Annotated in this window: 8 protein-coding genes; 7 read left to right on the forward strand and 1 reads right to left on the reverse strand. The window is 53.9% G+C overall.

Annotated elements, in window-relative coordinates; all coding sequences use genetic code 11:
* Positions 1 to 140: 140 nt before the first annotated feature.
* From Q0P86_RS01190 to Q0P86_RS01200, 3 genes are all read left to right on the forward strand, one after another.
* Complete coding sequence (locus tag Q0P86_RS01190) at positions 141 to 2,360, forward strand: carbohydrate-binding protein (protein WP_295036953.1); 2,220 nt, start codon at positions 141 to 143, stop codon at positions 2,358 to 2,360.
* Positions 2,361 to 2,495: 135 nt separating this feature from the next.
* Positions 2,496 to 4,592, forward strand: a complete 2,097-nt coding sequence (locus Q0P86_RS01195; protein WP_295036836.1) for a carbohydrate-binding protein — start codon at positions 2,496 to 2,498, stop codon at positions 4,590 to 4,592.
* A gap of 165 nt (positions 4,593 to 4,757) precedes the next feature.
* On the forward strand, positions 4,758 to 6,413 hold the full coding sequence (locus Q0P86_RS01200; RefSeq protein WP_295036838.1) for a sialate O-acetylesterase: 1,656 nt from the start codon (positions 4,758 to 4,760) through the stop codon (positions 6,411 to 6,413).
* Positions 6,414 to 6,859: 446 nt separating this feature from the next.
* Here the strand turns inward: Q0P86_RS01200 and Q0P86_RS01205 are convergent, their stop codons facing one another.
* Positions 6,860 to 7,078, reverse strand: a complete 219-nt coding sequence (locus Q0P86_RS01205) for a hypothetical protein (RefSeq protein WP_295036840.1) — start codon at positions 7,076 to 7,078, stop codon at positions 6,860 to 6,862.
* Positions 7,079 to 7,375: 297 nt separating this feature from the next.
* On the opposite strand from Q0P86_RS01205, the gene Q0P86_RS01210 reads away from it, so the two are divergent.
* From Q0P86_RS01210 to Q0P86_RS01225, 4 genes are all read left to right on the forward strand, one after another.
* Complete coding sequence (locus Q0P86_RS01210; protein ID WP_295036842.1) at positions 7,376 to 8,269, forward strand: FKBP-type peptidyl-prolyl cis-trans isomerase; 894 nt, start codon at positions 7,376 to 7,378, stop codon at positions 8,267 to 8,269.
* A 133-nt stretch (positions 8,270 to 8,402) separates the two neighbouring features.
* Positions 8,403 to 8,903, forward strand: a complete 501-nt coding sequence (locus tag Q0P86_RS01215; protein WP_294112776.1) for a sigma-70 family RNA polymerase sigma factor — start codon at positions 8,403 to 8,405, stop codon at positions 8,901 to 8,903.
* Positions 8,900 to 9,679: a hypothetical protein gene (locus tag Q0P86_RS01220; protein WP_290996598.1), complete on the forward strand. Its 780-nt coding sequence runs from the start codon at positions 8,900 to 8,902 to the stop codon at positions 9,677 to 9,679. The genes Q0P86_RS01215 and Q0P86_RS01220 overlap by 4 nt, the downstream gene beginning before the upstream one ends.
* Before the next feature lie 11 nt (positions 9,680 to 9,690).
* Positions 9,691 to 12,087: a caspase family protein gene (locus Q0P86_RS01225; RefSeq protein WP_295036845.1), complete on the forward strand. Its 2,397-nt coding sequence runs from the start codon at positions 9,691 to 9,693 to the stop codon at positions 12,085 to 12,087.
* The last annotated feature ends 35 nt before the right edge of the window (positions 12,088 to 12,122 follow it).

Consider the following 12,122-nt stretch of genomic DNA (forward strand, 5'->3'; position numbering starts at 1 on the left):
AAACCTTCTTTGCAGGGTGAAAAAATCCCTTTTTTAAGGGTAATTTTAGGATGAGAAGGTTTGGTGTGTTTTGCCTTCAAGGAGTCCTTATGGATTTTAGGAATGTTTGGAAAGATTTTGGCCTTAAAAAGGCTGCTTGTATGGTTGCGGGTCTCGCTGCTTTTGGTCTCGCAGACAACCCGATTTCTACCTATCACTACCTGGCAGACCCGGGTGCTGCCGCCGACGACGAATACTTCTACATCATTACGGACTCCGACGACCCGGCGCCCGCAAATTCCGATGGCTACAAGATTTACGCCCTCTATGCATTCCGCAGCAAGGATATGCAGAACTGGACCGATTTCGGCATTATTTACGATGCACGCAAGGTGAACGGCATTAACGATATCTGGGCATCCGGTATTGCAGTGCATAACGGCACGTTCTACATCGTGTTCCCCGATGGCGGTGGCGGTGGCATTGGTTACATCAAGGCCCCTGCAATTGACGGCCCGTGGACAAACGCCGTGGGCCAGGGCAAGGACAAACTGGTGGGTGGCCGCGGCATTATCGGTTGCGATGGTGTCTCGTGGTGCTTTGACCCGGGCATCTTTATTGACGACGACGGCACCACCTATGTGACATGGGGTGGCGGCGAAAGCAATAGCCGTCCGAATACCGACAACTTCGATATCGTCAAACTGAACGACGCGAAGGATGCACCGGTGGGTAACGGCTCTCACGTGAAGGTGAACAACCTGCCGACCCGCAAGATGCTCGAAGCGTCGTACATCCATAAGCACGGAAACAATTACTACTTCTCTTACAGTACCGGTTGGCAGCAGGGGGCGCCTACTATCGACTATGGCATGTCGAACAATGTAATGGGCCCGTACACCTGGAAGGGTACGATTCTTGGCGACCCGAGCATAAACGGCAGAAGCGTCAACGGCAATAACAACCACCACGGTATTGCCGAGTTTAAGGGCCATTCTTACGTTGTCTATCATGACCGCCGTATCGCGAAGGGCCATAACGGACTTGAAATTATTCCGGCCGATGACGGTCAGCCGAAGCCGAACGAAGGCTACCACCGCAGCGTCTCTGTAGACGAAATGTTCTACAATGCTGACGGTACGATTCAGACGGTGAAGGTGACGGATGAAGGCCCGAAGCAGATCGAGAACTTTGATCCGTACGACTGGTATCCGGCGCTCACGAGCTCCAAGCAGAAGGGCATTCGCAGCCGCTCCAACTTTGTCGTGGGCAAGAGGGCTGAACATGTGCTGATTCCGCTTTCGAGCAAGGAATCCTGGATTCGCGTTTCTGGCGTGGATTTCGGTACTGCGGCAACGGGCTTTACGGTCGAGGCTTCGAGTGCTGCCGACGGCAACAAGATTGAAATCCGCACGGGTTCTGCATCGGGAACGCTCGCAGGCACTTGTACCTTGAAGAATACCGGCAGCAAGAACACTTATGCCGAAAACAAGTGCGAAGTTTCTGGCCTCAAGGGCATTGTGAACCAGCTGTTCCTCGTGTTCAAGGGCAATCAGGATTCGACCATGTACGTGAAGGCTTGGGGCTTCGAAGGCAGCGGCACGACACCGCCGGAACCGCAGAAACCCTTTGGCGGCAAGGCTTGGGAAATTCCGGGCAAGATTGAGATGGAAAACTTTGATGAACCGGGTACGGGCCGCGGTGCGGGTGTCGATTCCTACAACGAAAACGATTCCGATGACCATGGCGCCGAAAGCAATGGCGGCAAGAGCTACCGCGAAGGCACCGGCGTCGATATCTACAAGAAGGCTACGGGTTATGTCGTGGGTTACAACCAGGCCGGCGAATGGCTCGAATATACCGTGAATGTGAAGGAATCCGGCGACTACACGATGTTCGCGGCGGTGGCTTCCGCCAATGCGACCTCTGGCTTCAAACTCTCTATCGACGGCGACGACATTACCGAAGAAATTGCGGTTCCGCAGGCGAGTTCCGGCGAAGAGAACTATGACGACTACAACAAGGTCTCTGCCAACGTGAAGCTGACTGCTGGCGAACATATCCTCCGCTTCACCGTTACGGGTGACTGGATGGATATCGACTACATCAACTTCGTCGCGGGCAAGGATGCCGACGATACCGACCCAATCGGTACGGACGCTATCGGTCAGGGTGCAAAGTTCAATGTCGCTGCTTCGGCTAGCTTCGACGTGTTCAACTTGAAGGGCGCGAAAATTGCAAGCTTTACCGCCCGCAACATGGCAGAAGCGTCCAAGCTTTGGCGTGATGGCTCTATCAAGGGTGCAGAGAAGGCTAGCGGAATTTGCCTGATCCGTAACCGTGCCAATGGCATGATTGCAAAGGTGCGAGCAGCCCGTTAAGTTTCCCATAAACACATCCAACCAGGAGGACACCCCCGAACGGGGGTGCCTTTCCTTGAAACCGCGCTGGATGCTTGATTTTTTTTGAATAAGGGATGGTTCAAAGGTGAAGTGCGCGGAAAAAAGGAGTAAAAAATGACAATCCAAAAGATTGCAAAGAGTGTGGGTTTCGTCTTTGGTGTGGCGGGACTATGGAGTATGGCTGCCGCTTCGACGGTCAATGTGGATCTTGGTGAAGAACACCAGGTAATCCGAGGCTTTGGCGGCATGGTGCATAACCAGTGGCAGGGCGGTGGCGGCCTTTCCGAAGCTGATGCCAAGATTGCCTTTGGTACGGGCGACGGAACGCTTGGCCTGAATACGCTGCGTATTCCGGTGTATGCAAATTCCAGCGACTTCAACAAGGAAGTGCAGGCTGCCAAGTGGGCCAAAAAGTACGCCGGAGATGATTTTATTTTGTATGCAACCCCGTGGACATCGCCTTATGCGGGCGCAAACCAGCACATGGCTGCTTCGAACTACCAGAAGTACGTGGACCACCTGAACAGCTTTAACGATTACATGAAGAACCAGGGCGTTCCCCTGTACGCCATCTCCATCAGTAACGAACCGGACTGGTGCGGTGAATGGGCTTGCTGGAGCGCTGACGAAATCTACAACTTCACCAAGGGCTACGCCGATAAAATGCGCAAGAATGGTGTGAAGGTGATTTCGACGGAATCGTTCCGCTACGACAAGAATCTTTACAACAAGGTCTTGAACGATGCCAATGCCCTTAAGAACTGGGACATTCTCGGTGCGCACTTCTACGCCAGCGACAGAAGGACCGGGGATAACTTCTTCCAGTATTCTTTGGCTGACCAGAAGGGCGTGGAACGCTGGATGACGGAACACTACACCGAAAGCCAGGGCAGCGGTAACTACTGGCGCACGATTACGAATACGGGTGACCAGGCGAACGCCAACAAGCGCGATACCGTGAACGCCATGGATGTGGCTTACGAAATCCACCGCGCCATGGTGGTGGGCAATTTCAATCAGTACACCTGGTGGTACATCCGCCGCTGCTACGGCCTAATCATGGAAAAGGACTTTGGCAATAAGCTTCAGATTCCTTCCAACGAAATCGGCAAGATTTCTAAGCGCGGCTATGTGCTTTCCCAGTTTGCCCGATTTGTCCGTCCGGGTGCTGTCCGTGTGGGCGCTACGGCTAATCCCGAAAAGGAAGTGTTCGCTTCTGCCTACAAGAGTGCAAACGGCGACAGCGTCATCGTGGTGCTCGTGAACCGCGACTACGGCTCGGCTAAAACCGTGACGGTGAACGTGCCGGGAGTATCGAAACTCGAAAGCTTCCACATGTACACCACCAGCGAAGCGAAGAACGCAAAGGACGAAGGCTTTGTGGATGTGAAGAATGGCTCCGTGACCATCACTATGGAATCGGGTGCAACGAACAAGGACTGCATCGTGACGCTCGTGGGCGAAATCGGCGATGTGGTCAAGACTCCGCGTGAACCGTTCGGCGGCAAGGCCGTAGAACTCCCGGGCAAGATTGAAGCCGAAAACTTTGACATTCCGGGAACCGGCAAGGAAAATAAGACTTACAACGAAAATGATGCTGACGATCACGGCGAAACCAATTACCGCGAAGGTACCGGTGTAGACATCTACAAGAAGGCGACCGGATACATCGTTGGCTACAACCAGGAAGGCGAATGGCTGGAATATACCGTGAACGTGAAGGAAGCGGGCGACTACACCTTCTTTGCTGCGGTGGCTTCAGCGAATGCGACGTCGGGTTTTAATATGACGCTCGACGGCAAGGAACTCACGGGCGACATTTCTGTCCCGAAGAACGACGGCGAAGAAAACTACGACGACTATAACAAGGTGCAGAAGAACGTGACTCTCCCGGCGGGCGAGCATATTCTCCGCTTTACGGTGGTGGGTTCCTGGATGGACGTGGATTACTTCACCTTCGTAAAGGGCAAGGATGCGACTGATCCTGAACCGATCGGTGATTCCACGACCTTTATGGAAAATCGTCTGCGCCTGCCGACCGAAGCCGAAAATTACCGTATTTTCGACATGAATGGCGGCTTCCTTGGCTTTGTCCGTGCGGCAGGAGCCCAGGAACTGAAGTCCAATACGGCAAGTCTCGTGAAGCGTGGCGGTGTCTATTTGGCGAAATCTGCAAATGGCCGCGTTATGCGCCTCCAGGTGACAAAATAAGCCCTAACGCATCTTGTAAACTTTAATAAACCGGGACCCGCTGAAAAGCGGGTTTTTCGTTACGTTTCGTTATCTCCCGTTGACTATTTGTCCATATTTTTTGGCGAAATTCGCGGAAATTTGCCGTTTTTTTGGATAATTTTAAGGGAGTAAAAGGAGTGTTTTATGGATTTCAAAAAAGCTTCTGAGTTGCTGACTCTGGCCCTGTGGCTCGTGGGTGGGCTTTTGATGCTCGCGACGCTCGCGAATGCAGCGCCGAACCCCAATTTCCATATCTATATCGCTTACGGCCAGTCCAACATGGCGGGTAACGGCGATATCGTTCCGGCGGAGGACCAGGCTACTGCCCCTAAAAACTTTCTGATGATTGCCTCCCATACGGCAAACGCAAAAAGCCGTAGCGGTAGCACCACCCAGTCTATTGAAACTGGCAAATGGTACCCGGCAATTCCCCCGATGTTCCATCCGTTCGAAAACCTCTCCCCGGCGGACTACTTCGGCCGCGCGATGGTGGATTCCCTGCCGGGTGTCACCGTGGGCATTATCCCGGTTGCTATCGGTGCGGTGAGCATCCGCGCTTTCGACAAGGATCAGTACGAAGCTTATTTCAGGGGCGATGGCAAAGACATCATGAACTGGGGCTGGCCCAAGGATTACGACAACAACCCTCCGGGACGCATTCTGGAACTCGCCAAGAAGGCTAAGGAAGTGGGCGTCATCAAGGGCTTCATTTTCCACCAGGGCGAAAGCGACGGCACCGACGACAACTGGCGCCGCACCGTCTACAAGACCTACAAGGATATTATCGACGCACTCGACCTCGACGAGAACGAGGTTCCGTTCGTGGCCGGCGAACTCCTCCAGGAAGGCCAGAACTGCTGCTCTAGCAAGAACGGCGGCATTGCCCTGCTCAAGAACAACTTCAAGAAGTTCGGGCTTGCATCATCGAAGGGCCTGCAGGGCAACGGCAAGGACCCGTACCACTTCGGGCGCGCGGGCGTGATTGAACTCGGCAAGCGCTACTGCTCCGAGATGCTCAAGCTTATCGACAAGACGATTGACCCGGATGCCCCGCCGGTAAACCTGGTGGACCCGAGCCAGTCTACGGTTCCTGATGAACCGCCCGAGGAATATGGGCCCTATACCGACCCGATCGAAATCCCGGGCAAGGTACAGGCCGAAAACTACAACAAGGGTGGAGCAAACATTGCCTACTACGATTTGAACAAGGGTAACGAGGGCGGTAAGCTCCGCAAGGACGACGTGGACATTTACCAGCCGAACATGGGTATTGTCGTGGGCTACAACCAGAAGGGTGAATGGCTCAAGTACACCGTGAACGTGGCTGCCGACGGCGAATACGAGATTTCTGCCAACGTGGCGGGCGAGAACGGAACCGGCAGCCTGATGCTTTACATGGATGACCAGCCTATCGGTACCGAGATGGCCAATACCGGGAAAGGCTTTGATGCGTTCGAAGTTGTAAGCGGCGGCAAGGCTACGCTGAAGGCGGGTGAGCACGAACTGAAGCTTGAAATTACCAACGACTGGATTGACATTGACTATGTCGAATTCAAGGCGGTTTCCTCCCAACAGCCTCTTGGATTTAAGGATGTCCGCCTTGACGTGACCGAGGCGGAAAGCAGCTTCAACCTTTTCGACCTACAGGGGAAGCATGTGGCGACTTTCAAGGCTGCCGGTATGGATGATGCTGTCCGTATGGTCAAGGATGGTATCAAGGGTGTCCGTCAGGGCGTGTACCTGGTGCGCGTTGCGGGTTCTGCAGGTATCAAGCAAAAGGTGGTGGCTTATGAAAAGTAGTGAAATCACCATAGTCAAGCAGATTGTCGTTATCTCGATACTTGCGGTTGTGCTCGGTCTGCTTTACGGGTAATTTAAAAGTCTTCTCTCTCTCGTTAACGACCGTTCGCTCTCAAATAAGTGAATTCGTCCCCAACGAGCTCTCTCTCGCAACCGCCCCTGTTTAATAACAGGGGCTTTTTTGCTCACAAAAGCGACCGCAAAGTCTAAAACAAGCAGTTCAATACGCTTGGGCTTCGCTCTCGCAATAGCGTGCAAAATGAGCGTCGCAAAATTATGCTTGCATAATTTTATGACCGAGTGAAGCCGCGGACGCCCAAGGCGTCAACCATGCCTCGTTAATACGAGGCATTTGTTGCTCACAAAAAAAGCCCCGTTGGCGGGGCAATTTGCAGAATGGCGGAAAACCGGCCCGGTTTCCTTAAGTTTTGGTAGAAGCCGATGGCCTAGAACAGTTCCTTCAGGCTCGGGACGAGGGAGCAGACGAGAACCCACGGGTAAGAAAGCGAACCCCTGAGCCAGCCGGTCTTGGCGGAGATGGGCGCGACCGGGGCGACGGTGTTCAGCGAGGTGTGGAGACTGCTGCGGATTCCTTCGATGGAGCTATCGAATGCCTGCTTGTTGGCGGAGGCCGAATTAATATATTTTTTGAAACGATAGTTCATATTTTTTTCCTTAGATTCTCTTTCTTGTGTGTAAATTTAGAAACATTTTGTATCAGATGCAATCCCTTTTGTAAACGCAAATTTACCCGTTCTGTCGGGACTGTCTAATGTCATTTTGGATAAAATCTTTGAAATTTGTGTAAAAACGCGAATTTTAGAGAAAAAAGTTGGTCGGCGGGGGCGCTTTATTTGTATTTTAGACCCGAAAAGGGCGTATAAAAAGTGTTCGCTCTCTGTTCCTGTCTCTAATTTCTATTATTGTTTGTGTTTCAAATCACTATTCGCCAAGGAAATAGAATGAATTTTAGCCGTCTTTCCTGTGCTGTTTTACCCCTTTGCAGTGTGCTCGTTGCTTGTGGCGGTGCCCAGAAACCCGCCGTGGAACCCGCTCCTGCTGCCGATACGACTACGGTGGTCGTGCCCGCGAAGCCCGACCTGAACAACCCTACGAACCGCTATAGCTATGCGCTGGGAATGGATCTGGGCAAGGCGATTGCGAATGTGAACGTGCCGCTGAATTTGGATGTGCTCATGGGCGCGATCCAGGACCAGGTGGATTCGGCGCGGCCGGTGCTGATGGCCGATACGGTCGCGGAATCGGCGCTGCAGGATTTGCTGTTGCAGATGCAGAAGCAGAAGGAAGCCGACGAAAAGGTAGCGGCCCAGAAGGCCCTTGAAGAACAGACGAAGTTCTTCGCCGCAAACGCGAAGGATACGACGGTCAAGGTGACTCCGAAGGGCGTGCAGTACAAGGTCCTCAAGGATGGTGCGGGAATCGTTCCCAAGCAGGGTGACCGCGTGCAGGTGCACTACATCGGCTCGCTCCTGGACGGTACCGAATTTGACAATAGCGTGAAGCGCGGCGAGCCGCTGGAATTCCCGGTGAACGCCGTGATCGAAGGCTGGCAGGACCTGCTCCAGGTGATGAAAGAAGGCATGAAGGTAAAGGCCTGGATTCCGAGCGCTCTGGCTTATGGCGAGGCGGGCGTCCCGCCGATGATTCCTGCGAATGCGATGCTCGTGTTCGAGGTGGAACTCTTGAAGGTGTATGCCGAGATCCCTGCGATCGACAGTACGGCGATTGCGCCTGCTGCATCCGTAGCCCCTGCCGCGGAACAGGCCGGTGCTGCGCCCGCCGCAACGGAAACGGCTCCTGCAAAGGCCGAAACGAAGCCCGCAACCAAGAAGTAGTTTCAACTTATGTCATCCTCGACCGACTCTGAAAGAGGAGGGTGGGGATCCAGTGCCGAAATCCCCGCGAAAGCGGGGTTCTTTTTTTTTAATTTTAGGTGACACTTTCGACCTCCTCGGGTGTTTCACTGGTATGAACGGGAAAAATCTCTCTGAGCAATTTGCGTTTTCGAAACTGTACGAGGCTTACGCCCCGATGGTTTATCGCCGCTGCATGTTTCTGCTCAAGGACGAAGCCGAAGCGAAGGACATGGTACAGAATGTGTTTCTGCGCGTGTACGAGCGTGTAGAATCCATCGATCTTTCGCAACCGTCCAGCTTGCTGTGGAATACGGCGACCAGGCTCTGCCTGAACCGCATCCGCGACAAGCGCCGCCGCGGACTTGACGTGGACTCGAACGGGCTTCTGCTCAACATCGCCTGCGCCGAAGACGATGGCCGGGAAGCTAGTGGAATTCTCGCGAGGATTTTTTCCAAGGAACAGGAATCGACCAGGACAATCGCCGTGCTCCATTATGTGGACGGCATGACCCTGGAAGAAACTGCGGAGACTGTAGGTCTTTCGGTGAGCGGCGTGCGCAAGCGTTTGCGTACCCTGCAGGCGAAAGTCAAGAATCTGGAGGTCGAAAGATGACGAATGTCAAACAAATTTCCGATTTCAAGTTGGAACGCTACCTTCTGGGGGAACTCCCCGAAGTCGAAATGGCTGCTCTGCGCAAGCGCGAGGCTGAAGACGAGCTCTTTGCGGCCCGTGTAAAGATGATGCGCGAGGAGGGCGAACGCTTCCTTGCGGAAAATCCGTTCAGCGGATTGGAAAATAAACTGGAAAAAGAGGAACGGGAGGTGAATTCGCCGAACCAATCCTTTAGCGGGTGGTGGCTCCGAGTCGCTGCCGTGCTGGTCGTTGCGTTCGGCGTTTTCTCGTTGGTGGTGCTGAATCGCCAGACGGAAATCGTGAATGAATCTTCGGCGAATTCCGGAATGGATGTCGCGATGGCGAATATCGATAACGGTACGCGCATCAAGGGAATGACCGCGGGTCTCGAAATCTGGAAGAAAATGGGCGATAGCGCCGTGCAAATGGTGAACCTGGGCGAGGCCCGCGAAGGTGACGAAATCCAGCTGCGCTACCGCGTTCCGCAAAAGTGTTTCGGTATGCTTTTCAGTATGGACGGTAACGGTACCGTCACGATGCACATGGGCGAAGGCAACCGTGCGGTCGAACTGGAACCGGGAAAGATGACCACGCTCCCGTTCGCCTACAAGTTGGATAATGCGCCCAAGTTCGAAAAGTTTTTCTTGCTCACGTCTGGGGAAATGTTTGAGTTTGACGGAAATGATATCGACAAGACCCTGAAAAGTAGTGGTGTTGAATCGGTTTCGTTTACGTTGCGCAAGGTGGAAAAGTAAGGGGGAGAACGATGAAAAAGTTTGTCGGAAAAATTTTGAGTTGCGATTTTGGCGTGAGTAGCATCGCGGTTTGTACCTTCTTTCTGATGGCGGTCCTTGCGTCGGCGAGTCTTGCGCATGCGGCGGGCGTGTCTTCGGGCTCGATTGCGATTGAACGCTACGTGTTTGCGGTGAGCGCGAATAACGGCGGCAAGGAACGCCCGCGTCTGCGCTATGCCGAAACGGATGCGCGCGCCTTTGCGGAAGTGCTTTCGCAGATGGGCGGCGTGCCGAAGCAGAATGTGTACCGTGTCACGGAGCCGAGTGTAGAGAGCCTCCAAAAGCAACTTGATGCGCTTGACAAAAAGCTTGTCGCCGCGAAATCGGCAAAGGCTGCTAAAACCGGTAACGGTGCGGCTGAAGATTTCCGCGAAGAAGTGCTGGTGTATTATAGCGGTCACGCCGACGAAAAGGGGCTTCGCCTTGGTGAAGAAGTCTATACCTGGAAGGAATTCCGCAAGCGTATCGATGCGCTGAATGCCGACGTGAAGATTGCGGTGATCGATGCGTGCGGCTCGGGCGCCATCACGCGAGTGAAGGGCGGTGTCGCTGTCCCTGCGTTCATGGTCGACAAGAGCAGCGACATGAAAGGCTACGCCTTTATCACGAGCAGCACGCAAGATGAATCTAGCCAGGAGAGTGACAAATTGAAGGGCTCCTTCTTTACTCATTCGCTTGTAAGTGGCCTCCGCGGCGCCGGTGACATCAGTGGAGACGGCAAGGTGACCTTGTCCGAAGCCTATCAGTTCGCTTTCAACGAAACCTTGCAGAAAACCGAAGCGACGATGGGCGGCGCGCAGCATCCGAGCCGCGACATGAACCTCGCGGGAACGGGTGATGTGGTGATGACGGATTTGCGCAGCACGAGCGCCGGCCTGGAATTCGACGACGATATCGAAGGCCGCCTCTTTATCCGCGACGACAAGGGTGAGCTGGTCGCCGAAGTGTACAAGAAGCAGGGACGCGCGATGAGTCTCGGTTTCCCTGCGGGAAAGTTCAGTGTTCGCCTGGAACGCCCCGCCGAATACAAGGAAGCCTCGGTGACGCTCCAGGACAATTACCGTGCGCGTCTTTCCCGGAAACAGTTCGCGGCGGTCTCTGCCGAGCGTACGACGCTTCGCGGCGAAATCAAGAACGAAAACCGCCTCGATTCCGTGGAATATTCGATTGACTCGCTGGACCACAACGGAAAATACCGCGTGACGTTCAACCTGGTCGATAAGGATCGTGAACCCCGCAAGGGTGTGCAGCTGGGCCTGTTCGTGACGCGTACCGACAGCTATATGCTGGGAACCCAGGTGAGCCTTTTTGCAAACATTGCCCGTAAGGAAATGCATGGTGTGCAGCTGTCGGCTGTGTACAACGGGTCGAAGGAACATTTTGAGGGCGCCCAGGCTTCAGCGGTTGTCAACTACGCAAAATCCTTTGACGGAGTACAGGTGGCGGCAGCGGCGAACGTGACGAAGGACAAATCTTCGGGCTTCCAGATTTCACCTTCTCTCAACTATGCGGGTGATACTTTATCTGGAATGCAGCTTGCTGCAGGCATTAATTGTGCCCGCAAGACCAAGGCTCAGGTTTCTGCAGCCATGAATGTTGCGAGCGAATCCAACGTGCAGGCGACTGCCGCGATGAATATTGCCGGTAAATCCGATGTGCAGGCGACCGCCGCCATAAATATCGCGGGTGAGTCCGACGTGCAGGTTTCGACCTTGAACATTGCGGGTAAACTCGACAAGGCTCAAGTGGGTATCCTGAACATTACGGGCAAGGCCTCGGGCCGCCAGGTTGGTCTCGTGAATATCTGCGGTGACTGCGAAAAGACTCCGGTAGGCCTGATCAATATTGTGGGTAACGGCGTATGGAGCGCTACCGCCTCGATGAACGAAATGGGTGCGTTCGGCCTGTCTTTCCGCATGGGTACGCCTTATCTATTCACCGCTTTCGAAGGCGCCCGCCTGATTGAAAAGGGATCGCATTTCAAGAAATTCAGCGATATCTATGAAACGGGTGTGGGCCTAGGGACTCAGTTTGGTAAATCTGGAAGCCATTTTGAGCTTGAGTATATGCTCCTGACGGCGCGAACCCTCGATGTAGAGTGTGATGAAGACGGCGAAGAAGTAAAAGTCGAATTCGAAGATGACGATGGTCCCAACTTTCATCACCGCCTGCGCTTGAGCTACACGACACAAGTATTTCCCTTCCTCGGACTTTCGGTGGGCGGAACGCTCAACTGGGCAACTATTGGCTATGCCGATAAAGTGTGGTTGAAACCGCGGGCTGAATACCACGACGACTTCGGCAGCGAAAAGCATGCGGGCCGTTGGTGGGCCGGTTTCTATGCCGGCATCACCGTGGGTAAGTTTTAACAGCAAACTTGTCACGTTCGCGGAGCTGTCATGCC

This window comes from uncultured Fibrobacter sp. (genome assembly GCF_946062555.1).
GTDB lineage: Bacteria > Fibrobacterota > Fibrobacteria > Fibrobacterales > Fibrobacteraceae > Fibrobacter.